Annotated in this window: 24 protein-coding genes; 15 read left to right on the top strand and 9 right to left on the bottom strand. The window is 72.5% G+C overall.

Features of this window, described 5'->3' with window-relative positions:
* Positions 1 to 50: 50 nt before the first annotated feature.
* On the top strand, positions 51 to 3,443 hold the full coding sequence (locus K4G59_RS11660) for a pyruvate carboxylase (protein WP_231251232.1): 3,393 nt from the start codon (positions 51 to 53) through the stop codon (positions 3,441 to 3,443).
* Here the strand turns inward: K4G59_RS11660 and K4G59_RS11655 are convergent.
* Both K4G59_RS11655 and K4G59_RS11650 read right to left on the bottom strand, forming a co-directional pair.
* Positions 3,430 to 4,353 carry an SGNH/GDSL hydrolase family protein gene (locus K4G59_RS11655; protein ID WP_231251231.1) on the bottom strand — a complete coding sequence of 308 codons (924 nt, stop codon included), beginning with the start codon at positions 4,351 to 4,353 and terminating at the stop codon, positions 3,430 to 3,432. The genes K4G59_RS11660 and K4G59_RS11655 overlap by 14 nt on opposite strands.
* Positions 4,350 to 5,594 (bottom strand): SpoIID/LytB domain-containing protein, encoded by a 1,245-nt coding sequence (locus K4G59_RS11650; protein ID WP_231251230.1) that lies wholly within the window; start codon positions 5,592 to 5,594, stop codon positions 4,350 to 4,352. The genes K4G59_RS11655 and K4G59_RS11650 overlap by 4 nt, the downstream gene beginning before the upstream one ends.
* Positions 5,595 to 5,703: 109 nt before the next feature.
* Between K4G59_RS11650 and K4G59_RS11645 the strand changes: the two genes are divergently transcribed.
* Positions 5,704 to 6,507 (top strand): hypothetical protein, encoded by an 804-nt coding sequence (locus tag K4G59_RS11645; RefSeq protein WP_231251229.1) that lies wholly within the window; start codon positions 5,704 to 5,706, stop codon positions 6,505 to 6,507.
* A gap of 117 nt (positions 6,508 to 6,624) precedes the next feature.
* A complete protein-coding gene (locus tag K4G59_RS11640) occupies positions 6,625 to 7,527 on the top strand; it encodes a DNA-formamidopyrimidine glycosylase family protein (RefSeq protein WP_231251228.1) in 903 nt (300 codons plus the stop codon).
* Here the strand turns inward: K4G59_RS11640 and K4G59_RS11635 are convergent.
* Positions 7,463 to 8,860 carry an NAD(P)H-quinone dehydrogenase gene (locus K4G59_RS11635; protein WP_231251227.1) on the bottom strand — a complete coding sequence of 466 codons (1,398 nt, stop codon included), beginning with the start codon at positions 8,858 to 8,860 and terminating at the stop codon, positions 7,463 to 7,465. The two genes, K4G59_RS11640 and K4G59_RS11635, sit on opposite strands and share 65 nt — an antisense overlap.
* Before the next feature lie 118 nt (positions 8,861 to 8,978).
* The gene (gene lpdA / locus K4G59_RS11630; protein WP_231251226.1) at positions 8,979 to 10,379 is read right to left on the bottom strand and encodes a dihydrolipoyl dehydrogenase; all 1,401 of its coding nucleotides are present in this window, start codon (positions 10,377 to 10,379) and stop codon (positions 8,979 to 8,981) included.
* A gap of 67 nt (positions 10,380 to 10,446) precedes the next feature.
* Between lpdA and K4G59_RS11625 the strand changes: the two genes are divergently transcribed.
* From K4G59_RS11625 to K4G59_RS11615, 3 genes are read left to right on the top strand one after another with little or no spacing between them, the layout of a single operon-like run.
* Positions 10,447 to 10,899 carry a gamma-glutamylcyclotransferase gene (locus tag K4G59_RS11625; RefSeq protein WP_224275229.1) on the top strand — a complete coding sequence of 151 codons (453 nt, stop codon included), beginning with the start codon at positions 10,447 to 10,449 and terminating at the stop codon, positions 10,897 to 10,899.
* A gap of 38 nt (positions 10,900 to 10,937) precedes the next feature.
* Positions 10,938 to 11,753: a purine-nucleoside phosphorylase gene (locus K4G59_RS11620; protein WP_231251225.1), complete on the top strand. Its 816-nt coding sequence runs from the start codon at positions 10,938 to 10,940 to the stop codon at positions 11,751 to 11,753.
* A gap of 16 nt (positions 11,754 to 11,769) precedes the next feature.
* Complete coding sequence (locus K4G59_RS11615; protein ID WP_231251224.1) at positions 11,770 to 12,564, top strand: NAD-dependent epimerase/dehydratase family protein; 795 nt, start codon at positions 11,770 to 11,772, stop codon at positions 12,562 to 12,564.
* 128 nt (positions 12,565 to 12,692) lie between these two features.
* Here K4G59_RS11615 and K4G59_RS11610 read toward each other — a convergent pair whose 3' ends face one another.
* A complete protein-coding gene (locus K4G59_RS11610) occupies positions 12,693 to 13,283 on the bottom strand; it encodes a hypothetical protein (protein WP_231251223.1) in 591 nt (196 codons plus the stop codon).
* Between the two features lie 121 nt (positions 13,284 to 13,404).
* Positions 13,405 to 14,724 carry a DUF2252 domain-containing protein gene (locus tag K4G59_RS11605; protein ID WP_231251222.1) on the bottom strand — a complete coding sequence of 440 codons (1,320 nt, stop codon included), beginning with the start codon at positions 14,722 to 14,724 and terminating at the stop codon, positions 13,405 to 13,407.
* 77 nt (positions 14,725 to 14,801) lie between these two features.
* On the opposite strand from K4G59_RS11605, the gene tpx reads away from it, so the two are divergent.
* Positions 14,802 to 15,299 (top strand): thiol peroxidase, encoded by a 498-nt coding sequence (tpx, locus tag K4G59_RS11600; protein WP_231251221.1) that lies wholly within the window; start codon positions 14,802 to 14,804, stop codon positions 15,297 to 15,299.
* Positions 15,300 to 15,351: 52 nt separating this feature from the next.
* Here tpx and K4G59_RS11595 read toward each other — a convergent pair whose 3' ends face one another.
* Positions 15,352 to 15,996: an MOSC domain-containing protein gene (locus K4G59_RS11595; RefSeq protein ID WP_231251220.1), complete on the bottom strand. Its 645-nt coding sequence runs from the start codon at positions 15,994 to 15,996 to the stop codon at positions 15,352 to 15,354.
* Positions 15,997 to 16,031: 35 nt separating this feature from the next.
* Between K4G59_RS11595 and K4G59_RS11590 the strand changes: the two genes are divergently transcribed.
* The 4 genes from K4G59_RS11590 to yidC are packed head-to-tail and all read left to right on the top strand — an operon-like array spanning position 16,032 to position 20,028.
* Positions 16,032 to 17,672, top strand: a complete 1,641-nt coding sequence (locus K4G59_RS11590; RefSeq protein ID WP_231251219.1) for a phospho-sugar mutase — start codon at positions 16,032 to 16,034, stop codon at positions 17,670 to 17,672.
* Complete coding sequence (locus tag K4G59_RS11585; RefSeq protein ID WP_231251218.1) at positions 17,672 to 18,826, top strand: right-handed parallel beta-helix repeat-containing protein; 1,155 nt, start codon at positions 17,672 to 17,674, stop codon at positions 18,824 to 18,826. Before K4G59_RS11590 ends, K4G59_RS11585 begins: the two co-directional genes overlap by 1 nt.
* 46 nt (positions 18,827 to 18,872) lie before the next feature.
* Positions 18,873 to 19,184 carry a hypothetical protein gene (locus tag K4G59_RS11580; RefSeq protein ID WP_231251217.1) on the top strand — a complete coding sequence of 104 codons (312 nt, stop codon included), beginning with the start codon at positions 18,873 to 18,875 and terminating at the stop codon, positions 19,182 to 19,184.
* Between the two features lie 52 nt (positions 19,185 to 19,236).
* On the top strand, positions 19,237 to 20,028 hold the full coding sequence (gene yidC / locus K4G59_RS11575) for a membrane protein insertase YidC (RefSeq protein ID WP_231251216.1): 792 nt from the start codon (positions 19,237 to 19,239) through the stop codon (positions 20,026 to 20,028).
* Here the strand turns inward: yidC and K4G59_RS11570 are convergent.
* Entirely contained in the window at positions 20,018 to 20,959 is a 942-nt protein-coding gene (locus tag K4G59_RS11570) for an NAD(P)-dependent alcohol dehydrogenase (protein ID WP_231251215.1), read from the bottom strand. The genes yidC and K4G59_RS11570 overlap by 11 nt on opposite strands.
* Before the next feature lie 79 nt (positions 20,960 to 21,038).
* On the opposite strand from K4G59_RS11570, the gene K4G59_RS11565 reads away from it, so the two are divergent.
* Positions 21,039 to 21,692, top strand: coding sequence for a TetR/AcrR family transcriptional regulator (locus K4G59_RS11565; protein WP_231251214.1), 654 nt, complete (start codon positions 21,039 to 21,041; stop codon positions 21,690 to 21,692).
* On the opposite strand, the gene K4G59_RS11560 is transcribed toward K4G59_RS11565, so the two are convergent.
* Positions 21,676 to 22,278: a hypothetical protein gene (locus K4G59_RS11560; protein WP_231251213.1), complete on the bottom strand. Its 603-nt coding sequence runs from the start codon at positions 22,276 to 22,278 to the stop codon at positions 21,676 to 21,678. The genes K4G59_RS11565 and K4G59_RS11560 overlap by 17 nt on opposite strands.
* Positions 22,279 to 22,356: 78 nt before the next feature.
* Here K4G59_RS11560 and deoC point away from each other — a divergent pair, with 78 nt between their 5' ends.
* Genes deoC through K4G59_RS11545 form a run of 3 tightly spaced genes read left to right on the top strand, consistent with a single transcriptional unit; the run spans position 22,357 to position 25,646 of the window.
* Positions 22,357 to 23,334: a deoxyribose-phosphate aldolase gene (gene deoC / locus K4G59_RS11555; RefSeq protein ID WP_231251212.1), complete on the top strand. Its 978-nt coding sequence runs from the start codon at positions 22,357 to 22,359 to the stop codon at positions 23,332 to 23,334.
* Between the two features lie 12 nt (positions 23,335 to 23,346).
* Complete coding sequence (locus K4G59_RS11550; protein ID WP_231251211.1) at positions 23,347 to 24,786, top strand: aldehyde dehydrogenase family protein; 1,440 nt, start codon at positions 23,347 to 23,349, stop codon at positions 24,784 to 24,786.
* Complete coding sequence (locus tag K4G59_RS11545; RefSeq protein ID WP_231251210.1) at positions 24,786 to 25,646, top strand: aldehyde dehydrogenase family protein; 861 nt, start codon at positions 24,786 to 24,788, stop codon at positions 25,644 to 25,646. The genes K4G59_RS11550 and K4G59_RS11545 overlap by 1 nt, the downstream gene beginning before the upstream one ends.
* Positions 25,647 to 25,654: the final 8 nt, after the last annotated feature.

Genomic DNA, 25,654 nt, shown 5'->3' with positions numbered 1-25,654 from the left:
GTACGGACGAGTAACCCAGGTCACACCCGTCACTCGATAGCGTGCGGTCCATGTTCTCCAAGGTGCTCGTCGCCAACCGTGGCGAGATCGCAGTCCGGGCCTTCCGTGCCGCGCGTGAGATCGGCGCGCGCACGGTGGCCGTCTTCCCCCACGAGGACCGCTGGTCCGAGCACCGGATGAAGGCCGAGGAGGCCTACCAGATCGGTGAGGTCGGCCACCCGGTCCGCGCCTACCTCGACCCGCAGGCGATCGTCGAGGTGGCGGTGAGGTGCGGGGCGGACGCGATCTATCCCGGCTACGGCTTCCTCTCGGAGAACCCCGCACTCGCCGAGGCCTGCGCCGAGGCGGGCATCACCTTCATCGGCCCGAGCGCCGAGGTGCTGACGCTGACCGGCAACAAGGCCCGTGCGATCGCCGCGGCCAAGGCCGCCGGCGTCCCCGTGCTGGAGTCGGTGCCGCCGTCGACCGACGTCGACGAGCTGCTGGCCGCGGCCGAGCAGATCGAGGCGCCGCTCTTCGTCAAGGCCGTCGCCGGCGGCGGTGGGCGCGGCATGCGGCGCGTGGACGACCGTGCCGACCTCCGCGAGGCCATCGAGACCTGCATGCGCGAGGCCGAGGGCGCCTTCGGCGACCCGACGGTCTTCATCGAGCAGGCCGTGGTCGACCCGCGCCACATCGAGGTGCAGATCCTCTCCGACGGCACCGGGTCCGAGGGTGGCGTCATCCACCTCTACGAGCGCGACTGCTCGGTCCAGCGCCGCCACCAGAAGGTCGTCGAGATCGCGCCCGCACCCAACCTCGACCCCGAGGTCCGGATGAGCATGTGCGCCGACGCGGTGCGCTTCGCCCGCGAGATCGGCTACAAGAACGCCGGCACGGTCGAGTTCCTCCTCGACCCCAGCGGCAAGTACGTCTTCATCGAGATGAACCCCCGCATCCAGGTCGAGCACACCGTGACCGAGGAGGTCACCGCGGTCGACCTCGTGCAGTCGCAGATGCTCATCGCCGCGGGTGCCACCCTCGCCGACCTCGACCTCACCCAGGACTCCGTCCAGCCCCGCGGCTTCGCGCTCCAGTGCCGCATCACGACCGAGGACCCGGCCAACGGCTTCCGGCCCGACACCGGGAAGATCACCACCTACCGCTCCCCCGGCGGGCCCGGCGTACGCCTCGACGGCGGCACGACCTACACCGGCGCCGAGATCAGCCCCCACTTCGACTCGATGCTCGCCAAGCTCACCTGTCGTGGGCGCACCTTCGAGGCGGCCGTGCAGAAGGCGCGGCGCGCGCTGCTGGAGTTCCGCATCCGCGGGGTGTCCACCAACGTCGGCTTCCTCCAGGGCGTCCTCGCCGACCCCGACTTCGCCGCCGGGGGTGTCACAACCTCCTTCATCGAGGACCACCCCGGCCTCCTCAAGGCCCAGCTCGGCCGCGACCGCGCCACGAAGCTGCTGGCCTACCTCGCCGACGTCACGGTCAACCAGCCGCACGGCGCTGCCCCGGTCACCGTCGCCCCGGCGAGCAAGCTCGCCGAGCTCGACCGCTCCCAGCCGGTGCCGGACGGCACCCGGCAGCTGCTGCGCGAGATCGGGCCCGACGAGTTCGCCCGCCGCCTGCGCGCGCAGGACCGCGTGGCCGTCACCGACACCACCTTCCGCGACGCCCACCAGTCGCTGCTCGCCACCCGCGTGCGCACCCGCGACCTGGTCGCGGTCGCCGACCACGTCGCCCGCACCACGCCGCAGCTGTGGTCGCTGGAGTGCTGGGGCGGGGCGACGTACGACGTCGCGCTGCGCTTCCTCTCCGAGGACCCGTGGGAGCGGCTGGCCGCCCTGCGCGAGGCGGTGCCCAACATCGGCCTCCAGATGCTGCTGCGCGGGCGCAACACCGTCGGCTACACGCCGTACCCCACCGAGGTGACCGAGGCCTTCGTCCAGGAGGCCGCCGAGACCGGGATCGACGTGTTCCGGATCTTCGACGCCCTCAACGACGTCTCCCAGATGCGCCCGGCCATCGAGGCCGTGCGCGGCACCGGGACGTCCGTGGCCGAGGTCGCGCTCTGCTACACCGGCGACCTGTCCTCGCCCGGGGAGAAGCTCTACACCCTCGACTACTACCTCCGCCTCGCCGAGCAGATCGTCGACGCCGGCGCCCACGTGCTGGCCATCAAGGACATGGCCGGCCTGCTGCGCGCCCCGGCCGCACGCACCCTGGTCACCGCGCTCCGCGAGCGCTTCGACCTCCCGGTGCACCTCCACACGCACGACACCCCCGGCGGCCAGCTCGCCACCCTGCTCGCCGCGATCGACGCCGGGGTCGACGCGGTCGACGCCGCCTGCGCCGCGATGGCCGGCACCACGTCGCAGCCGGCGCTCTCGGCGCTGGTCTCCGCGACCGACCACTCCGAGCGCGAGACCGGGCTGTCACTCGCCGCGGTCAACGCGATGGAGCCCTACTGGGAGGCCACCCGCCGGGTCTACGCGCCCTTCGAGTCGGGCCTTCCCGCCCCCACCGGTCGCGTCTACCGCCACGAGATCCCCGGCGGCCAGCTCTCCAACCTGCGCCAGCAGGCGATCGCGCTGGGCCTGGGCGAGAAGTTCGAGCAGGTCGAGGACATGTACGCCGCAGCCAACGACATCCTCGGCAACGTCGTGAAGGTGACCCCGTCCTCGAAGGTCGTCGGCGACCTCGCCCTGGCGCTCGTCGCCGCGGGTGCGGACCCGGCCGAGTTCGAGGCCGACCCGGCGTCGTACGACGTGCCGGACTCGGTGATCGGCTTCCTCAGTGGCGAGCTGGGCGATCCGCCCGGCGGCTGGCCTGAGCCCTTCCGCACGAAGGCGCTGGCCGGCCGCGCCTGGAAGCAGCCCACGGAGACCCTGACCCCCGAGCAGCAGGCGAGCCTGGGGACCGACCGGCGCGAGACGCTCAACGAGCTGCTCTTCCCCGGACCCAACGCCGCCTTCCACGACTCGCGCGAGACCTACGGCGACCTGTCGGCGATCTCCACCGTCGACTACCTCTACGGCCTCCGCCGCGGCGAGGAGCACCGGGTGCTGGTGCGCGAGGGACGCGAGATGCTGTTCGGCCTCGAGGCGATCAGCGAGCCCGACGAGCGCGGCTACCGCAACGTGATGGCCACCATCGACGGCCAGCTGCGTCCGGTGTCGGTGCGTGACCGCAGCGTCGCGGCCGAGGAGGTGTCGACCGAGAAGGCCGACCCGAGGACGCCGGGCCACGTGGCCGCGCCCTACGACGGGGCGGTGACGGTGTCGGTCGCCGAGGGCGACGAGGTGGAGGCCGGGCAGACGGTCGCCACGATCGAGGCGATGAAGATGGAGGCCTCCATCACCGCACCCGTCGCCGGGACCGTGTCGCGGCTCGCCGTGCGGACCACGCAGGCCGTCGAGGGCGGCGACCTGGTGCTGGCGATCAGCCCTCGTTGAGGACGATCACGTCGGGGTCGGGCTCGGCGTACTCGGTGACCTCCGGCTCCTCGCCGGTGAACTCGCCGAAGACCTCGACGGCCACGGCGCGCATGCCGTTGACCTTGGGGTGGAACGGCGCGGCGACACCGGGACGGAGCTGCGGCCCGTTGACCCACGCCCGGCCCTTGGCGCAGACGTCGTGCCCCTCCGAGGCGGACTCCATGTCGACGTACGACGCTCCCGCCGCCTCCGCGCCGCGTCGCAGGGAGGCGTTGAGGACCTCGGCGACCTCGGCGACCGGCCCGAGCACGTCGGCCCGGACGCCGACCGCGCGGCAGGTGCCCTGGGTCGGCAGGATGTCGGGGTAGCCGACGACGAACACGCTCGCCGCGGGAGCGGCATTGGTGATGCGGCGTACGGCCTTCTCGATGCGACCTGCGACCTTGCGGGCGTCGGCGGTGAGGTCGTCGACGGCGCACGGCTGGCCGCTCTGGCAGCGGATGAGCGAGTCGTAGATCCGGAAGTCGTTGCCCCCCATCCCGATCGTCACCAGGTCGGTATCGGCGGTCACGGCATCGAGCTGTGGACCCGTCGTGGCGCCGTTGAACATCGTCATCGTGCCGTAGAGGTCGGTCGTCGTGGCCGCCGAGCAGGTGACGTCGGTGTAGCTCGCGACGTCGAGCCAGTCGGCGAGGAAGGCAGGGTAGTTGTCGCGCGAGCGCGCGCAGCCCTCGGGGTCGCTGCGCATGGTGCCGATGAAGGGGCCGGCCGAGAACGAGTCACCGAGCGCGACGTAGTCGATGCCGGAGCTCACCTCGGGCTCGACGAGGCCGGGGAGGTCGCTCCCACTCGCGCCGCCGGCCTCGCACGCCGTGGTCGCGAGGACGAGGGCGCCGAGCGTGGCGGCGAGTCGTCCGGTGCCCCTCACTGCCGCGCCCGGCCCTTCTGCCGCGGCTCGACCGCGAAGGTGAACCAGTCGGAGCTGAGGCCGAAGGCGGAGCGGACGGTGTCGCCGTCGACGCGCGCGGTGCCCCTGGTGCCGACGAAGGCCATGTCGGTGATCCGACCGCCCCAGTCGCCGTTGCCGTCGCGGGCGGTCACCTCGATGCTGGTGAGGTCGCCGATGGCGGGCCACTGCTTCTCGACCATGGTGTCGTCGAGGGTCTTCTTCCAGGTCGAGTACGTCGGGTTGGCGAGGCCGTCGTAGGGGTCGGGCTGCGCGACGAGGTAGGGCATGGACCCGGCCGAGGAGAAACCGCCGTTGCTGGCCGAGAACTGGGTGAAGGCCGGCTGGCCGTCGTAGAGCACGCCCTGGCCCCGGGTGGCCCTGATGGCCGCGGTCGCTGCCGGGTGCTCGACGTCGACGCCACCGTAGACCTGGCACTGCGTGGTGTCGCAGAGGTCGTAGCGCTCACCCTTGCTCGCCTGCCGCTCGAAGGCGGCGTAGGTGCGGGCGGCCACCGACTGTGCGCTGACCGCGTCGGGCTCCCAGAGCGCCGGCACCTCCTGCGGCACGACACCGCGCAGGTAGGCCTCCATGCCCAGCTTGTTGACGGTGATCCGCTTGCCCCCGCGGGGTGCCACGGACTGCAGGGTGCCGCGGTAGTCGCGGCGGGCGCCCGGCACGACGAGCGTGAGCACCCCGTCGGCCGCGGAGAGCTCGGCCTCGCCCGGGACGGTCCGCCAGGTCTTCCAGCGCCCACCCCTGCTCCACTGCACCGCGGTGTCACTGCCCTGCGCGACCAGGCGCCACTTCCTCGCACCCACGGCCGGGAGGCGCCAGGATCGTTGGCGGGCGAGGCTGGTCACCTTGATCGCGCGCTCGGAGACGACCTGGACGTCACGGCCGGTGTCGGCGGTGATCCAGATGCGCAGCTTGCCGCCGATGCGGCCCCAGGTGGTGCCGGGATAGTAGAAGCCGACGATCTGCTGCCACGTGAGGCCCTGCTCCGCGGCGCCCAGGGCGCCGTACTGCGAGAGCCCGTGGCCGTGCCCGAAGCCGTGGCCGGTCACCGTGATGGCGGTGCTGCCGGGGGTCGGCCAGGTCTCGACCGCGCGGCGCTCGCCGCCCTCGGCCGAGGCGCCGGTGGCCAGGGCGGGGACCAGCAGCAGACCCGCGGCGGCGGCGAGCAGCCGGCGGGCACGTCGTGGGCGGACGGTGATGGACATGGCGTGGGTTCTCCCCCGAGACATCAGCGAGCAGAACCACCGAGAATACAGGCGGAGGACGAACCCCCGCAGGGGTCCGCGGAGACCCGATCGGTGGCACAGTGGAGAGATGATGGGCCGCCGCCGACGGGAGAGGCGCGAGCAGGAGCTGGCCGAGCTGGACTCCTTCCGGATGGTGAGGCGTGCCGCGGACGAGGACGTCACCCGCTTCGGCGAGGAGCTCAGCGGCCTCCACCTCGACACCCTCGGCACCGAGCTCGACGAGCAGATGAGCTCGGACTACCAGCGGGCCCTCGACGCCTACGAGCAGGCGAAGGCTGCACTCGCCCGTTCGTCGGCGACCTCGGACGTCAGCGGCGTGACCAGCTCCTTGGCCGACGGCCGCTTCCACCACGCATGCGTGCTGGCCGCGCAGGCGGGTGAGGCACGCCCCGCGCGCAGGCCCCCGTGCTTCTTCGACCCGGCGCACGGCCCGGCCTCGCGCGACGTCGAGTGGGCGCCGACGGGAGGGGTGGCGCGCCAGGTCCCCGTCTGCTTCCGCGACGCCGAGCGGCTCACGGCCGGGGAACAGCCCGAGGTCCGGCTCGTGCGCCTCGGCGACCGGCGCGTCGCGTGGTTCGCGTCCGGACCACGCTACGCCGCCTGGGCCGGCGGGTGGTACGCCGAGCTCGTTGCCGAGGGCAGGATCGAGGCGGAGCGCCTGACCATGGCGTACGCCGGCGCTGATCTCCCCAGCCGGGCAGGCGGGCCCCAGCTGCCGATCGCGGCGGCGTGGAGCGACCCAGGCGCGTGGTCCGACAGCGGCATGATCGGCGGCCACGACTACTCCGGGTGGGGTGACGGCGGGATCGGCCCAGGGGGCGACGTCGGCGGCGCAGGTGGCGACGGCGGAGGGGGCGGTGGAGACGGCTGAGGGCGTCCCACGGCGCGGCGCGCCGGGCCCACCTCGACCAGACGACCGACGGAGCGAGCGGGGTCGACGGTCCCTTCGGGGTGACCCGGTGTCGCACCCGCCTGTGACACTGGCCGGGTGCCCGAGGGAGACAGCGTCTGGAAGCTCGCGCGCCGGCTGGACCGCCAGCTGCGTGGCCACACGGTCGTGCGCTCGGACTTCCGCACCCCGCGGCTGGCGACGCGGGACGTGGCGGGTCGGGAGGTGCTGGGCCACGACACCCACGGCAAGCACCTCTTGACCCGGCTCTCCGCGACCGCCGGGTCGCCGGCGGCGACGCTCCACAGCCACCTCAGGATGGACGGGTCCTGGTCGACGCTGGCGCCGGGCAAGCGGCTGCCGGCGAAGCTCCACCCCCACGTGCGGCTCGTCCTGGGCCTCGAGGACGACCGCACGGTGCACGGCATCCGGCTCCACGACCTCGACCTGGTCCCGACCGACCGCGAGCACGACCTCGTCGGCCACCTCGGCCCCGATCCGCTGCGGGAGGACTGGGACCCCGCCGAAGCCGTACGCCGCCTCGCGGCCGACCCGCGGCGTCCGCTGGTCAGCGCCCTGCTCGACCAGCGCGCGCTGGCCGGGCTGGGCAACCTCTGGGCCAACGAGCTGGCCTTCCTCACCGGCGTCAGCCCGTGGACCCCGGTCGGCGACGTCGACGTCGAGCGCCTCGTGGAGCGCTCCGCGACGATGCTGCGGCACTCGGCGACCGTCGAGGGCGCCTACCAGGTGACCACCGGCTCCTCGGCCAGGGGCGACGACCACTGGGTCACCGGGCGCCAGCGCCGCGGCTGCCGTCGCTGCGGCGGACCGATCAGCGTCACCGCAGAGGTGCCGGGTGACGCCGCCAACCGCCGCACCTGGTGGTGCCCGGCGTGCCAGCCCGGGCCCGGCCCGGAGGCGCGGACAGGCCCCGCGCTCAGACCCGGTGCAGGCGCCGGGCGGCCTCGGCGATCGAGCCGCTCATCGAGGGGTAGACGGTGAACGCCTGAGCCAGCTGGTCGGCGGTGAGCGACTCGGCGACAGCGATCGAGACCGGGTGGATCAGCTCGGAGGCCCGCGGCCCGACGACCACTCCCCCGACGACGATGCCGGTCCCGGGGCGGCAGAAGAGCTTGACGAACCCGTCCCGCACGCCCTGCATCTTGGCCCGAGCGTTGCCGGCCAACGGCAGCATGACGACCTCGGCGGTGATCTCGCCGGCGCCCACGGCCTGCTGCGACCAGCCGACGGTGGCGATCTCGGGCGAGGTGAAGACGTTGGACGAGACCTTGTTGAGGTCCAGCGGGGCCACCGCGTCGCCGAGGAAGTGCCACATCGCGATCCGTCCCTGCATCGCCGCGACCGAGGCGAGCATCAGCACGCCGGTGCAGTCGCCGGCGGCGTAGATGCCGCGGGCCGAGGTCCGCGAGACGCGGTCGACGGTGATGAAGCCGCCCTCGTCGGTCGCCACCCCGGCCTCCTCGAGCCCGAGGTCGGCGGTGTTGGGGATCGAGCCGAGCGCCAGGATGCAGTGGCTGCCCGAGACGGTCCGGCCGTCGGTGAGCGTCACGGTGACGGTGTCGCCGTCGCGGGTCACCGACTGCATCCGCGACTGGCCGAGCACGTTCATCCCGCGGCGGGTCAGGACGTCCTCGAGGACGGCGGAGGCATCGGCGTCCTCGCCGGGCAGCACCCGGTCGCGGCTGCTCACGAGGGTGACGTCGATGCCGAGGGACAGGTAGGCGCTCGCGAACTCCGCGCCCGTGACGCCGGAGCCGACGACGATCAGCTTCTCCGGCACCTCGGTCAGGTCGTAGACCTGCTCCCAGGTGAGGATCCGCTCGCCGTCGGGCTGCGCGCTCGGCAGCGTGCGCGGCGCGGCGCCCGTCGCGAGGATGATGGCGTCGGCCTGCAGGGTCTCGCTGCCGCCGTCGGTGGTGACCTCGACGGCCATGTCGGCACCGAGGCGACCGCGGCCGGTGAGGACGCGTACGCCGTCGCGGTCGAGTCGTGCCGCGATGTCGCTCGACTGGTCGGCGGCGAGCTGCTTCACGCGGGCGTTGACCCGGGCCAGGTCGACGGCGATCGCCGTCGCCGCGTCACCCTGGTGGTCGTGGAAGTTGACCCCGAGCTCCTGCGCGGTGGCCATGTCGGTCATCAGCTCCGCCGTGGCGATCAGCGTCTTGCTCGGCACGCAGTCGGTGAGCACGGCCGAGCCGCCGACACCGTCGGTGTCGACGACGGTGACCTCGGCGCCCAGCTGGGCGGCGACGTGCGCGGCCTCGTAGCCGCCGGGGCCGCCGCCGATGATGACGATGTGATTGCTGATGCTCATGGTCACTTCGATCTTCCTAGGTCTCGATACACCGCGTCGCGGCTTCGTTCCTCAGCCGCGGCGGCACTCGACCTCTTCGGCCGACGCATCCACCTCGCGAGCTCGGTGGCTGCTGGCCTCAGAAGTTGATCATGTGGCCGGCGATGCCGTGGACGGCCTCCTTGACGGCCTCACCCAGGGTCGGGTGCGCGAAGACGTTGCGGGCCACCTCGTCGGCGGTGAGGTCCCACTGCTGGGCCATGGTGAGCACCGGCAGCAGCTCGGTCACGTTGGGGCCGATCATGTGGGCGCCGATGATCTCGTTGTGCTCGGCGTCGGCGACGACCTTGACGAAGCCGATCGGCTCCCCGAGGCCCATGGCCTTGCCGTTGGCGCTGAAGGGGAAGGACGCCGTCTTCACGTCGTAGCCCTTCTCCTTGGCCTGCGCCTCGCTGTAGCCGAAGGACGCGATCTGCGGGTTGCAGTAGGTCGCGCGCGGGACGAAGTCGAAGGCGACCGGCATGGTCTCCGCACCGTTGATGGTCTCGGCGGCCACGATACCCATCGCCTCGGCGACGTGGGCGAGCATCATCTTGCCGGTGCAGTCGCCGATGGCGTAGACGCCTTCGACGTTGGTGCGGCCGAAGTCGTCGATCTCGATCGCGCCGCGCTCGGTGACGCTGACGCCGGTGTTCTCGAGGCCGTAGCCCTCGACGCGCGGCGCGAAGCCGAAGGCGGCGAGGAACTTGCCGGCCTCGAGCACCTGCTCGTCGCCGCCGGCCGCGGGGGCGACGGTGACCTTGACCCCGGAGCCGGTGTCCTCGACGTTCTTCACGGCGGTGGAGGTCAGCACCTTCACGCCGAGCTTCTTGTACTGCTTGGCCAGCTCCTTGGAGATGTCGGCGTCCTCCGTCGGCACCATCCGGTCGAGGAACTCCACGATCGTGACGTCGACGCCGAAGTTGGCCATCACGTAGGCGAACTCGACGCCGATCGCGCCGGACCCGCCGATGATGATCGACTCGGGGAGCTGGTCGGTGAGGATCTGCTCCTCGTAGGTGACGACGTTCTCGCTGAGCTCGACGCCAGGGACCAGGCGCACGGTCGCGCCGGCGGCGATGATGAGGTTGTCGAAGGTGTAGCCGGTCTTCTGGCCGTCCTTCTCGACGTCGATCCCGGTCGGGCCGGTGAGCGTGCCCCACCCGTCGATCTCGGTGATCTTGTTCTTCTTCATCAGGAAGTGGACGCCCTTGACGATGCCGGCACTCACGTCGCGGCTGCGCTTGTGGGTGGGGCCGAACGCCATCGTGGCGTCGCCCTCGATGCCGAACTTGGCCTTCTCGTGCTGGAGCGTGTGCGCCAGCTCGGCGTTCTTCAGCAGGGCCTTGGAGGGGATGCAGCCGACGTTGAGGCAGACACCTCCCCAGTACTTCTCCTCCACCACGGCCACCTTCTGGCCGAGCTGGGCTGCGCGGATCGCGGCGACGTAGCCACCGGGGCCGGCGCCGAGGACGAGGGTGTCGAAGTGGGTGTCGGTCACGCCCCCAGCCTAGTGTTCCCGTCCGCGGGGGGACCACCCGAGGTCCGGGCTCGGTAGCCTGTGGCCCGTGACGCTCTACGCCGCCTACGGGACGAACCTCGATCCCGCCCGGATGGGCGAGCGCTGCCCCCACTCGATCCTCCACTCCACCGGCTGGCTCGCGGGCTGGCGGCTCACCTTCGGCGGCGAGGAGCACGGCTGGGACGGCGCGCTGTCGACCATCGTCCAGGACCCCTTCGAGCAGGTCTTCGTCGCGGTCTACGACGTCACCCCCGAGGACGAGCGCGCCCTCGACGGCTGGGAGGCCGCCGACACCGGGCTCTACCGCAAGACCAAGGTGCGGGTGCAGACGCTGACCGGACCGCTGGTCGTGTGGGCCTACGTCCTCGACGCCTACGAGGGCGGCCTGCCGTCGGCGTCCTACCTCGGCGTGCTGGCCGACGCCGCCGACGCCGCCGGCGCGCCCGAGGACTACGTCGCGGCCCTGCGCAGGCGCGCGTGCCGCTCCACCGGGCTCTAGATTCCGACCGTCGGATCGCTGGCCCTAGAGTGCGGCCCATGAGCGACCAGACCCCGTACGACGCCGCCACTGCCGCCGCCGCGAGGCTCGCCGAGCTGACCGGAGTGGTGCGCCACGACGTCGCCCTCGTGCTGGGTTCGGGCTGGCTGCCGGCCGTCGACGCCCTCGGCGAGGCCACCGCCGAGATAGACACCACCGACCTGCCGGGCTTCAGCGCCGCGGCCGTCGCAGGCCACAGCGGCAAGATCCGCTCGATCCGCTGCACTGACTCCGAGGGGAGCGAGCGCAACCTCCTGGTCTTCCTCTCCCGCACCCACTTCTACGAGGGCAAGGGCGTCGCGGCGGTCGTCCACCCGATCCGTACGGCGGCGGCGGCCGGCTGCGCGGCCATCGTGCTGACCAACGGGTGCGGCGGGCTCAAGCAGGGCTGGCAGCCGGGCCAGCCGGTGCTGATCTCCGACCACATCAACCTCACCGGGACCAGCCCGATCGTCGGCGCCAACTTCGTCGACCTCACCGACCTCTACAGCCCGCGCCTGCGCGCGATGTGCCGCGAGATCGACCCGAGCCTCGACGAGGGCGTCTACGTCCAGTTCCCCGGGCCGCACTACGAGACGCCCGCCGAGGTCCGGATGGCCGGTGTCCTCGGCGGCCAGCTGGTCGGCATGAGCACCACGCTCGAGGCGATCGCGGCCCGCGAGGCAGGCATGGAGATCCTCGGCATCAGCCTGGTCACCAACCTCGCCGCCGGGCTGAGCGGCGAGCCGCTCAACCACGAGGAGGTCCTCGAGGCGGGCAAGGCCGCCGCCAGCCGGATGGGCGGCCTGCTCAGCCAGGTCGTCTCCAAGATCTGATCGGGGTGGTGGTCTGATGCGGGTCCTGGTCGCGGGCGCGGCGGGAAGCCTCGGCCGTGTCGTCACGGTCGGGCTCGCCGAGGTCGGTCACGAGGTCGTGGGCCTGGACCTCGTGCCGGGCCCCGAGGGCTCGCCCTTCGCCTGGCACGAGGCCGACTGCGCCGACCCCGACGCCGTGGCGGCGGTGTTCGCCGAGGAGCGCATCGACGCCGTCGTGCACCTCGCCGGCGCGCCGGAGGAGCTCGCGCTGCCCGACGAGCTGACCTCCCACGTCGTCACCACCGCGGCACTGCTCGACGCGATGGTGGCCCACGACGTGACGCGCATCGTCTACGCCTCCTCCAACCACGCGGTGGGGCGCACGCCCCGCACGGACGGCGAGCTGACCGAGCGTGCCCTCCCCCGCCCCGACACCTACTACGGCGTCGCCAAGGTGGCGGCCGAGGCACTGCTGCACCTCTTCGCCGACCGCCACGGCATCGACGCCGTCGTGTGCCGCATCGGCTCGTTCCTGGAGGAGCCGACCAGCCTGCGAGGGCTCTCGACGTGGCTCTCGCACGCGGACGGCGTACGCATGGTCGAGGCCGGGCTCACCGCTCCGGCCCCGGGCTTCGCGATCCTCCACGGCATCAGCGCCAACACCCGCGCCTGGTGGGACCTCGAGCCGGGCCGGCGGCTGGGCTACGAGCCGCAGGACGACGCCGAGGTCTTCGCCGACCGGATCGAGCCCGGTCCCGACGACGCGGCCGAGGCGGAGTTCGTCGGCGGCCCGTTCGCCACGGCCCGGTTCCACCGCCCCGCGCTCGGCTGAACGACCTCACGGCCCAGGTGGAGGCCCAGGTGGAGGCCCGGGTGGAGCAGGCGCGAGGCGATGTCGTCGCGCTCGAGGGCACGGGGGGCTCGGTACTCCTCGACGTCCATCGGTGGGCTCTGCGACCTTCAGGACCTCGGTGTCGCCGATCTCGCATGGGCGAGCCACCCGCTCGCGAGACCGACCAGCGCCATCCCGACGACCCCGGCGGGCGCGAAGATGTGGTCGACGTGGACCAGCCAGGCTCCGGGCACCAGCAGCAGCCCCGGGAGTGCGAGCCGCCCGATCCGACGCACGGCGTCGACCGCCACGACCACCGCACATGCGATCAGCGCCCACGAGCCCACCTCACCGAGGCGCCCCCCGAGGGCGAAGAGGTAGCGCACCTCGTCCGGCCGGGAGGCGCCCTCGCCCAGCCGCCAGGTCACGTAGCCCGCACTGGCGCCGCTGATCACGTCGAGCGCCGTGTAGGCGGTGGCATACACGAAGGCACTGGCGCGCACCAGCCAGGCCACGGGGTCCTGTCGTCCGCGCACCAGCCACATCAGCGCCACGCCGACCAGGGGGAACACGAACAGGGCGATCACGTGCAGCACGGTCCAGCGAGGAGCCGTTGCCCAGGACAGCGAGTGGGGGTGGAACAGCCCGGCCGCGGCCAGCACGAGGCCGGGCCCCGCCACCACGGCCGCGCCTGCCAGGTCCCGCCGGGATGCGCTCATGCGTCGAACCTAGCCGTGCCGGCGCGATCAGCACCGGCTCGCTCGAGGACAGCGACTTCCGCAGGTCCGACCCGCGGTTCCAGGGCGCTCGACGCCTGAGGCGTGCGCGCCCTCCGCGGGGTCAGGTGGCGGCGATGCCGACCCGGCCCTCGCGGAAGGCGTCGACGAACAGTGCGTGGTCCTGGCGCACCTGCTCTGCGTACGCGATGCCCCAGTCGCCCAGCCAGGCGACGTAGTCGTTGCGCCGACCCTCGAGGGAGGCGGCGATGGCTTCCTCGACCTGGAAGTCGATGAGGTCCTGCTCGCTGTCCTCGTCCGAGGCGCAGTGGATCTTGGCCGTCGCCCGGCCCAGCAGCTCGACGACCGCGCGCATGTCGGCCGGCTCGTTGATCTCTTCCCAGTCGAGGTCGACCTCGTACGGCGAGACCTCGGCGACGACGTAGCCGACACCGCCGACCTCCGTGTGCCCCAGCAGCGGGTCGGTGTGCACCTGCAGTGCTCGCTGGCTGACCGAGGTGCGGTGTCCCTCGTGGTCGAAGTAGGCGTCGACGACAGCCGTGTCGACGAAGCGGCTCACCGCGGGGATGTTGGCCTGCTTCATGCTGAGCACGACGTCGTTGTCGAGGGCCTGGCTGTAGCCCTCGAGCAGCACGTTGTACGCCGGAAGCCCGGCACTGCCGATGCCGAAGCCGGACTTGCCGACGACGTCACGCAGCTCGTAGAAGAGCTCGCGGTCGAAGCGCTTGGACTGCGGGATCGTGCCGAGGTAGTCGTGGAAGGCGGCCACCACCGCGGTGCGCTCCTCGCGCGGCAGCCGACGCGTCGACGCGCTGTCGGCGAACGTGCGGATGCCCTTCTGCATCACCGTCATGTCGTCGAGCAGGTCGGCGCGGCGCATCGACCGCGCCTCCTCCAGGGCGACGAGCACCGGCCCGTGCGCGGTGTCGAGGGTGATCTCGAAGTCGTCGTCGGAGTCGGAGGCGACGTAGTGGTTGACCTGGGAGAGGTAGGAGCGCGCGTAGCGCGAGATGAGCTTGCGGATCGCGTCCTCGGGCAGGGCCTTCTGCCACGCGACCAGCGCTAGGCTCGCGGCGAAGCGCTGGAGGTCCCACGTGAAGCGGCCGAGGTAGGCCTCGTCGAAGTCGTTGATGTCGAAGACCAGCCGGCCGTCGGAGTTGAGGTAGGTGCCGAAGTTCTCCACGTGCAGGTCACCGTGGATCCAGATCCGCTCGGCGCCGTGGCGCGACCAGTCGTCGGTCTCGGACGTGACGTCGTTGTAGAACAGGCACGCGGTGCCGCGGTAGAACGCGTGCGGGTCGCGGGCCATCGTGCGGTACTTGGCCCGGAAGGCGGCCGGATCGGCCCGCATGAGCGGGGCGAAGGCGTCGCGGAGCACGTCGATGATCACGGCGGTGCGGTCGTTGGCAGCCATGGGGGGCATGGAGGGCACTCTAGGGCCGTCCGCAGGCGCCCGGGTGGCGTACGACCGGGGTGTGCGGGGCGGCTAGGTTTGCGCCCATGGCAACCACACAACTCGGCGACAACACCGTCAACACCGTGGGCGAGCTCCCCGCGGTCGGCTCGCAGGCACCTGGCTGGGACCTGGTGGGACTGAAGTTCCAGCCCGTCACCGACGCCGACGCGGCCGGCAGGCGCGTCGTGCTCAACATCTTCCCCAGCATCGACACCGGCGTGTGCCAGGCGAGCGTGCGCAAGTTCAACGAGCTCGCCGCCGGCCTGGCCGACACCACGGTCGTCAACGTCTCGGTCGACCTGCCGCTGGCCCAGGCCCGCTTCTGCGGCGCCGAGGGCATCGAGGCCGTCGAGGTGGGCTCGGCCTTCCGCTCGAGCTTCGGCGAGGACTACGGCGTCGCCATGGCCGACGGCGCCTGGTCGGGCATGCTCGCCCGTGCAGTCGTCGTCCTCGACACCGACCGCACCGTGCTGCACACCCAGCTCACCGACGCGATCGGCCAAGAGCCCGACTACGACGCCGCGGTGGCCGCGCTGTCCTGACCCACCCGCACGCACCGGCTGGCTGGCCCCGCGCCGGGACCTCCCCCTGAGGTCACTGGCGCGAGGCCAGCCACTCGTGCTCGACCTGCGGCAGGACCTGTGCGTCGAGGAGGACGGCCGCCTGCTCCTTGTCGCCCATCGCGGCGCGGAAGAACATCGGCACCGTCAGCCCGTGCCCGGGCCGGTGCACGACCTCGACCGGGTCGCCGGCCGTGATGGTCCCCGGCTCGCGGACTGCGAGATAGGCACCGGTCCGTCCGCGCTCGGCGAACCGCTTCACCCATCGTGGCTCGGCCATGTGCTTGGCGAAGGTGCCGCAGGGCACCCGCGGTCCGCAGACCTCCAGCAGGGTGGGCCCGACGCGCCACTGCTCGCCGACCTCCGCGGCATCGACGTCGATCCCGGTGGTGGTGAGGTTCTCGCCGAACATGCCGTCGGCCAGGGCCCGCCCGAGCTCGCCGCCCCACCAGTCCATCTCCTCGCGCGCCACGGCGTACACCGCCTGGGTCCCGCCGCCGTGGTGGCGGCGGCTGCCGATCTCGTCGCCCACCACACCGCTGCCGAGGCCGCCGCGCCTCGGGCCCGGGTCGCGCACCTCGATCGCGTCGACCGGGTGCTTGCGGATGGCGCTCGGTCGCTTCATGCCGGGGACGGTCGCCAGGGGGCCGGCGTTGACGGAGCGGACGAGGGCGGGCACGCGCACACGCTAGCCGCGCCCGATAGCGTGCGCCCATGACCGACCTGACCCCCCTGCTCGAGCAGGCCCGCGCCTGGGCCGCCGAGGACCCCGACGAGCACACCCGCGCCGAGCTCGAGGCCCTCGTCGACGCCGCCGAGCGCGGCGAGGAGACCGACCTGGCCGACCGCTTCGCCGGCACCCTCGAGTTCGGCACGGCGGGCCTGCGTGGCGCGCTCGGCGCCGGGCCCAACCGGATGAACCGCGTCGTCGTCACGCGCGCCGCGGCCGGCCTCGCGGCGTACCTCGAGGACACCGGCCACGCCGGTGGGTCCGTGGTGATCGGCTTCGACGCCCGCCACAACTCCGACGTCTTCGCCCGCGACACCGCCGAGATCATGACCGGCGCGGGCCTCAAGGCACTGGTGATGCCCCGCACGCTCCCGACCCCGCTGCTCGCCTACGCGATCCGCGAGCTCGGCTGCGCGGCCGGCGTGATGGTCACCGCCAGCCACAACCCGCCCGAGGACAACGGCTACAAGGTCTACCTCGGCGACGGCAGCCAGATCGTGCCGCCGGCCGACGTGGAGATCGCCGAGCGGATCGCCGCCGTCGGTCCGCTGGCCGACCTCCCCCGCGGCGACGCCGGCAAGGTCGTCGGCGAGGACATCGTCGACAACTACCTCGACACCGTCGCCGGCCTCGCCCAGGACGGGCCGCGCGACCTCTCCATCGTCTACACGCCGCTGCACGGCGTCGGCGGCACCACCGTCGCGCAGGTGCTGGAGACAGCCGGCTTCGACGCGCCCCACGTCGTGGAGCAGCAGGAGCACCCCGACCCCGACTTCCCCACGGTGTCCTTCCCCAACCCCGAGGAGCCGGGCGCGATGGACCTCGCCATGGCGCTCGCGGCCGAGCACCGCGCCGACCTGGTCGTGGCCAACGACCCCGACGCCGACCGGTGCGCGGTGGCCGTGCCGGACGCCCACGGCTGGCGGATGCTGCGCGGCGACGAGGTCGGTGCCCTCCTCGCCCACCACCTCATCGACCGCGGCGCCACCGGCGTGTTCGCCAACTCGATCGTGTCCTCGAGCCTGCTGGGCAAGATGGCCGCGGCCGCCGGCCAGCCGCACGAGGAGACCCTGACGGGCTTCAAGTGGATCGGCCGCGTCGAGGGCCTGGCCTTCGGCTACGAGGAGGCACTGGGCTACTGCTGCGACCCCGAGCACGTCCGCGACAAGGACGGCGTCTCCGCACTCCTGCTGGTCTGCGAGCTCGCCGCCGCCGCCAAGGCCGAGGGTCGCGGTCTCCCCGACATCCTCGACGACATCGCGCGCGAGCACGGCCTCCACGCCACCGACCAGCTCTCGGTGCGCTTCGAGGACCTCGCCGACATCCCCGCCACGATGGAGCGCCTGCGCGCCACCCCGCCGAGCACCCTCGGCGGGCTCGCGGTGGAGCGCGTGGAAGACCTCTCCGAAGGTTCCGACCTGCTCCCCCCGACCGACGGCCTGCGCTACACGCTGGTCGAGGGCGCGCGCGTCATCGTGCGTCCGAGCGGCACCGAGCCGAAGGTCAAGTGCTACCTCGAGGTCGTCATCCCCGTGGGCCAGGAGGACGTGGACGCGGCCCGGATCTCCGCAGCCGGCCGGCTCGACGCGATCAAGGGCGACCTGCGCGGGGCCGCGGGCCTCTGATGCGCACGGCCGGGGCCCTCGCCCTCACGCTCGGCCTCCTCGGCCTCGCGCCCGCCCCGGCGGCACTGACCCCGACGGCGTACGCCGTCGACGTCCCGCGCACGTGGCGGGTCGGGCCGGACCGGGCGCTGACCGCACCCAGCCAGGCCGCAGCCGTGGCAGGCGACGGCGACACCGTGCTCATCGACGCCGGCACCTACGACGGCGACGTGGCCACCTGGACCCAGGACGACCTCACGCTGCGCGGGGTGGGCGGTCGCGCCCACCTGCGCGCCGCCGGCCGCAGCGCCCAGGGCAAGGCCATCTGGGTCGTCGCCGGCGACCGCACGCGCATCGACCGCATCGAGTTCAGCGGCGCCGCCGTGCCGGACCAGAACGGCGCCGGCATCCGGCAGGAGGGCACGGACCTCACCGTCACGCGCAGCTGGTTCCACGACAACCAGAACGGCATCCTCACCGGCGCCGACCCCGACAGCGACATCGTCATCCGTCGCTCGCGCTTCTTCCGCAGCGGCGCCGGCGACGGCTACACCCACAACCTCTACGTCGGCGCGGTCCGCTCGCTGACCGTCACCGGGAGCTGGCTCTGGGGCGCCGACGTCGGCCACGAGCTCAAGTCGCGCGCCGCGCGCACCACGATCGTGGCCAACCGCATCGACGACGCCGGGGCCACCGCGAGCTACTCCATCGACGTGCCCAACGGCGGACGGACCCTCGTGGCCGGCAACGTCGTCGTCCAGGGCCCGCGCTCGGAGAACTCCACGCTCGTGTCCTACGGCGCCGAGGGGCTCACCCACTCCTCCCGCACCCTGTGGGTCGTGCACAACACCTTCGTCAACCGCCGCACCTCGGGCACCTTCGTCGCGCTCGCCGACGGGGCGCTCGCGCACCTGCGCAACAACCTGCTGCTCGGTGCGGGCGAGCTGACCAGCCGTCCACCGGTGAGCGCTCGCGCCAACCGGCGCGTGGGTCCGCGCGGCTTCGTCGACGCCGCCGCGCACGACTACCGCCTGCGCGCCTCCTCGCCCGCCGTCGATCGGGGCGTGCGCGTCCCGCGCCGCTGGCGCCCGCTCCTGGAGTACGCCCACCCCACCCGCCTGGTGCGCCGCCCGTCCGCCGACCGCGCCGACCTCGGCGCCCACGAGCTGCACTGACCTGGCCCGGCCCGCCCCGCGCCGCCCCGGGCGTACGCTGTCGGTCATGACCCGGACCGTCGGCGAGCTCCTCGCGCGGGTCCGGTCCGTCCTCACGCTGCTCCTCGTCGGCGTCGCGACGGTGCTCGCGGCGTCGGTGGTGGCACCGATGGCCTCTGCGGAGTCGGTGCTCCTGGTTGCTGCGCTCAGCACCGCGGCCACGGCCCTCCTGGGCTCGCGCCGCGTGGTCGTGCTGCCGCTCGTGCGAGCGCTGATGCTGCCCACCAGGTGGGCCGGCGAGGTGCTGGTGCACCTGGCCGGACGCTCCACCGACGTGATCCACCACCCTCAGCGCCCGCGCGCTCCCGGGCTCGTCTGACCCGTCGCACTGCGACGTCCGTCCGACCCGTCCCACCTCCAGGAGCCTCCTCATGTCCCTGCTCGAACCGATCTCGCACGCCCTCGCCGCGGTCCTCGCCGCCACCCATGACGCCCTCACGACCCTCGGCGCCGACCCGACGGCGGGCGCCACCTGGCTGCTGTGCGTCGCCGCCGTCGTCGTCGTCCTGCGCCTGGCCCTGCTCCCCGTCGTCGTCCACGGCGTACGCCAGGCGCACGCCGGCGCGCGGGCGCGGCCCCACCTGCGCGAGCTGTCCGGCCGCCTCGGGGACCGCCCCGACGCCGAGGCCCTGCGCCGCCACCTCGAGGAGCGGCGGCGGGTCTCCGACGAGCACGGCGTCAGCCGGCTCGGCTGCCTGCCGGTGCTGCTGCAGCTCCCTGTGTGGCTGGCGCTCTACCACCTGCTCTCGGACGTCGCCTCCGGGACCGCGGTCGGCGCGATGGGCCCCGGGCTCGTGTCGTCCCTCGGTGCTGCGTCGATCCTCGGCGTCACGCTCGCCGGCAGCGGCTACCTCGGGGGTGGGCCGGCCCACCTCGCCGTCGTCGCCGGGCTCGCCGTCACGGCTGCCGCGCTGTCGTACGTCACCCAGCGCCACGTCGTGGCCCGCAACACGCTCACCGAGGGGATGCCCGAGGCGGTCCTGTCGGTCCAGCAGCTGATGCCCGCGCTGTCGGCACTCGGACTGCTGGTCGCGGGCGGTGTCGTGCCGGTGACGCTGCTGGCCTACTGGGTCTGCAACTCGGCGTGGACGCTCGGCCAGTCCGTCGTCATCGCCCGCTGGTTCCCCACCCCGGGGACGGCGGCGGCCGCAGCTAGGGGGTGAGGACCAGGTTGCCGACCTTGCGGCCGGAGTCGACGATGCGGTGCGCCTCGGCGATGTCAGCGAGCGGCACGGTCTGCGTGACCACCGGTTGCAGCTCGCCGGCCGCGAGGCGGTCGAGGAGCCAGGCGAAGTGGGCCGGGTCCTCCGGCCACGGCCCCGCACGCACGGCGCCGCGGGCCCGCACGGTGTCGAGCAGGCTCGCCACGGCGAGCACGAGCACGCCGTCGGGCGTGAGCAGGCGGCGGCCCGAGCGACGGTCGAGGTTGCCGACCGCGTCGAGCACGACGTCGTACGCCGCGGGCAGGTCGTGCACCGACGTCCGGCGGTGGTCGACCACCTCGGCGGCCCCGAGCGAGCGGACCAGGTCGGCGTTGCGCTCGCTGCAGACGGCGGTGACCCGAGCCCCGGCGAGGTGCGCGACCTGCACGGCCGCGCACCCGACAGCGCCCGACGCGCCGTTGACGAGCACCCGGCTCCCGGGGGTCGCCACGTCCTGCAGCACGTGTCGTGCAGTGGTGCCGCCGAAGATGACGGCTGCGGCGTCGGCATGGGACACCGACGCCGGCTTCGGCACGAGGCGGTCGGCGCGCACGGCGGCGAGCTCGGCGTGCGCGCCCATGCCGGCGCCGGTCATCCCGACGACCTCGTCGCCCACCGCGACGCCCTCGACGCCCGGGCCGACGGCCTCGACGGCACCGGAGTAGACGACGCCGAGGACGCGACGCCGGGGGCCGTTCCAACCGAGCGCGAGGCGGCCGGGCACGGCGAAGCCCGCAGGGAAGCGGCAGCCGCGGATGCGGGCGTCACCGGAGTTGACGGTCGACGCCCGGACGCGCACCACGACCTGGCCCTTCCCCGCGCGCGGCTCGGGCACGTCCTGCACCTGCACCACCTCGGGCGGCCCGTACCGCTCCACGACTGCTGCTCTCACGACCGCCTCCCTTACGCCTGTAAGTCTGATGCCCGAGAGAGTAACCTTACGCATGTAAGTCCTACAAATGAGGAGCCTCGTGTCCAGACCACCGCTCACCCCCGCACGCGTGATCGACGCCGCCAGCCGCGTCGCCGACGCCACCGGCCTCGCCGGGGTGAGCATGCGCATCGTCGGACGCGAGCTCGGCGTCGAGGCCATGTCGCTCTACCACCACGTCGCCAACAAGGACGCGCTCCTCGACGGGCTCGCCGACTGGGTCTTCGCGCAGATCCTGACCCCGACGCTCGGCGTGCCGTGGCGCAGCGAGATGGAGGCACGGGCGCGCTCGGCCCGCTCCGTCCTCGCGGCCCACCCGTGGGGCCTGGGACTCGTGGAGTCCCGGCGCTCCGCCGGCCCGGCGACCCTGAGCCACCACGACGCGGTGCTCGGCTGCCTGCGCACCGACGGCTTCACGGTGGCCCTCGCCGCCCACGCCTTCTCGGTGCTCGACGCCTACACCTACGGCTTCGTGCTCACCGAGGTGAACCTGCCGTTCGAGCCCGGCACGGCCGACGACTTCATCGAGGAGATCGCCGCCTCCCTCGCCGACCGGCCCTGGATGCGCGAGCTCGTCGCGGAGCGGATCACGGGCCAGGACTACGCCTACGGCGACGAGTTCGAGTACGGCCTCGCGCTGGTGCTCGACGGGATCGAGGCGGCCCACGAGGCCGAGGTCAGACGAAGAAGCTGACGACCAGCACGAGCGCGGCCACCGCGATCAGCGCGACGGGCAGCGGGTCCCGGGTGCGGCGTACGGCGTCGGGCAGCGCCAGCTGCTCCTTCGACCCCGCCCTGACCCCCTCGGCCCGACGGGCCTCGTCGACGAGGTCGTACAGACGGGTCTCGACGAAGTCGGCGTAGGCCATGCCCTCACGCGCCTCGCCCGACGCGGACGGCCGGGCCGTGACCGCCTTGCGCCACGAGCGACCCACCACGGTGGACACCCATCGGCGATCACCCGCGCGCACGGCGAGCACCTGGCGCACCGCCATCTCCTCGACGGCGGCGAGGCGGATGTGGACCGTCTCCGTCAGGTTGCGCATGACGAGGTGCTCGCCGGTGGCCCACAACGCGGGCCGCAGCATCGCCGCCCAGGCCAGCACCCCCACCAGCAGCGCGAGCCCCACGACCCAGGGCGGGAAGCCGTCGTCGAGGTAGGCCAGGCCGGCCAGCGCAACGACCGCGGAGCCCACCACCGCGAGCCACCCGGTCACCTGTCCGCTGGTGGGGTGGAACCGCTCCACGACGTCGTCCGAGTGATCCTGCAGGGGTGCCATGTTCTCCTCGTCTTTTTGGGCAGGCTTTGGTCCTCCGTGGATTGCCGGGGTCCTCGCGGCCAACTCTATGCTGGGTCGGTGACACCCACTTCCAGCTCCACGGCGAGCACCGCCTCGAGCGCCGGCGTCTTCGACGACGTCGTGCGCTCGGAGTCCTCGCTCCGCCGCTTCCTCCACGGCCTCCCCGGGGTCGACCAGGTCGGGTGCGAGGCCCGCGCCGCAGGCTTGGCCACCCGGTCCATCAAGACCACGTCGAAGGCCTTCGCCATCGACCTGGCCATCCGGATGGTCGACCTGACCACGCTCGAGGGTCAGGACACCCACGGCAAGGTCCGCGCGCTCGCCTCCAAGGCGATGCGCCCCGACCCGGCGGACCCGTCCTGCCCCGCCACCGCCGCGGTCTGCGTCTACCCCGACATGGTCGCCACGGCCAAGCAGACCCTCGGCGACAGCGGTGTCAACGTCGCTGCCGTCGCGACCGCGTTCCCGAGCGGCCGCGCCGCGATGGACATCAAGCTCGCCGACACCCGCGACGCGGTCGAGGCCGGTGCCGACGAGATCGACATGGTCATCGACCGTGGCGCGTTCCTGTCGGGTCGCTACCTCGACGTCTACGAGGAGATCGCCCAGGTCAAGGAGGCCTGCGGGGATGCGCACCTCAAGGTGATCTTCGAGACCGGCGAGCTCCAGACCTACGACAACGTCCGTCGCGCCAGCTGGCTCGCGATGATGGCCGGAGGCCACTTCATCAAGACCTCCACCGGCAAGGTGCAGCCGGCGGCGACGCTGCCGGTCACGCTGATCATGCTCGAGGCGGTCCGCGACTTCCGCGAGCAGACCGGGCAGATGGTCGGCGTCAAGCCCGCCGGCGGCATCAAGACCACCAAGGACGCCATCAAGTACCTCGTGATGGTCAACGAGATCGCCGGTCCCGACTGGCTCGATCCCGACTGGTTCCGTTTCGGTGCGTCCACGCTGCTCAACGACCTGCTGATGCAGCGCACCAAGATGACGACCGGTCGCTACTCCGGTCCCGACTACTTCACGCTGGACTGAGGCCTGAGCCACATGAGCAACATCTTCGAGTACGCCCCCGCACCCGAGTCGCGCGCCGTCGTCGACATCAAGCCGTCCTACGGCCTGTTCATCAACGGCGAGTTCGTCGACGGCCACGGCAAGGCGTTCAAGACCGTCAACCCCGCGACCGAGGAGGTCCTCGCCGAGGTCGCCGAGGCCGACGACGCCGACGTCGACGAGGCCGTGAAGGCCGCCCGCCGCGCCTACACCCGCGTCTGGTCGCGGATGTCGGGCGCCGAGCGCGCCAAGTACCTCTACCGGATCGCCCGGATCATCCAGGAGCGCGGCCGCGAGCTGGCCGTCCTGGAGTCGATCGACAACGGCAAGCCGATCAAGGAGTCGCGCGACGTCGACATCCCCGTCGTCGCGGCCCACTTCTTCTACTACGCCGGCTGGGCCGACAAGCTGGAGCACTCCGGCTACGGCTCGACGCCGCTCGGCGTGGCCGGACAGGTCATCCCGTGGAACTTCCCGCTGCTGATGCTGGCGTGGAAGATCGCCCCGGCCCTGGCCTGCGGCAACACCGTCGTCCTCAAGCCGGCCGAGACCACCCCGCTGACCGCACTCCTCTTCGCGGAGATCTGCCAGCAGGCCGACCTCCCGCCCGGTGTGGTCAACATCGTCACCGGCGCCGGCGACACCGGCCGCGCGATCGTGTCGCACCCCGACGTCGACAAGGTGGCCTTCACCGGCTCGACCGAGGTCGGCAAGGCCATCGCCCGCGCCGTGGCCGGGACCGACAAGAAGGTGACCCTCGAGCTCGGCGGCAAGGCCGCCAACATCGTCTTCGACGACGCGCCGCTCGACCAGGCGATCGAGGGCATCGTCAACGGCATCTTCTTCAACCAGGGACACGTGTGCTGCGCCGGCTCGCGCCTGCTCGTCCAGGAGTCCGTGGCCGACGAGGTGCTCGAGCGCCTCAAGCGCCGGATGTCCACGCTGCGGATGGGCGACCCGCTCGACAAGAACACCGACGTCGGAGCCATCAACTCCGGGGAGCAGCTCAAGCGCATCCGGGAGCTGTCCGAGGTCGGCGATGCCGAGGGCGCCGAGCGTTGGGAGGTCGCCTGCGACCTGCCGACCAAGGGCTTCTGGTTCCCCCCGACGTTGTTCACCGGCGTCTCGCAGGCCCACCGGATCGCCCGCGAGGAGATCTTCGGCCCGGTCCTGTCGGTGCTGACCTTCCGCACGCCGTCGGAGGCGATCGAGAAGGCCAACAACACCCCCTTCGGCCTCTCGGCCGGCGTGTGGACCGACAAGGGCTCGCGGATCCTGTCGATGGCCAACCGCCTCCGCGCGGGCGTGGTCTGGGCCAACACGTTCAACAAGTTCGACCCGACCTCACCGTTCGGCGGCTACAAGGAGTCCGGCTACGGCCGCGAGGGCGGCCGCCACGGGCTCGAGGCCTACCTCAAGGGAGAGGACAGCTGATGTCCCGCATCGACGTGCGCAAGACCTACAAGCTCTACATCGGCGGTCAGTTCCCCCGCTCCGAGTCCGGGCGCTCCTACGTCGTCAACGACGCCAAGGGCCGCCTGCTCGCCAATGCCGCGCAGGCGTCCCGCAAGGACGCTCGTGACGCGGTCGTGGCCGCTCGCGCCGCCTTCGGTGGCTGGTCGACGAAGACGGCGTACAACCGCGCGCAGATCGTCTACCGCATCGCCGAGGTCCTCGAGGGTCGTCGCGAGCAGTTCGAGGCCGAGCTGCGAGCGGCCGAGGGCGTCTCCGCGGCCAAGGCCAAGACCTACGTCGACGCCGCGATCGACCGCCTCGTCTGGTACGCCGGGTGGGCCGACAAGATCACCCAGGTCGTCGGCAACGCCAACCCGGTGGCCGGGCCGTTCTTCAACCTCTCCACCCCCGAGCCCAGCGGCGTCATCGCCGTGGTCGCCCCCCGGGGCGCCCTCCTGGGCCTGGTCAGCGTCGTGGCGCCGCTCATCGTCACCGGCAACACCGTGGTGGTGATCGCCAGCCAGGACAACCCGCTGACCGCGATCACCCTCGGTGAGGTCATGGCCACCAGCGACCTGCCGGGCGGCGTGGTCAACGTGCTCACCGGCTCGCAGTCCGAGATCGCCCCGTGGCTGGCCTCGCACATGGACGTCAACGGCATCGACCTGACCGGTGTCGAGGACGCCGCGCTGGCGAGCGAGCTCGAGGTGGCCGCGGCCGACAACCTCAAGCGCGTACGCCGTCCCGCCCCCGACACCGACTGGCTCCTGGAGCCCGGCCTGGACCGGATGACCCGGTTCATGGAGACCAAGACGGTCTGGCACCCGATCGGGGTCTGACCTCTCCC

It is taken from the genome of Nocardioides furvisabuli, assembly GCF_021083185.1.
Lineage (GTDB): Bacteria > Actinomycetota > Actinomycetes > Propionibacteriales > Nocardioidaceae > Nocardioides > Nocardioides furvisabuli.
This window is presented reverse-complemented; position numbering and strand designations above follow the sequence as displayed.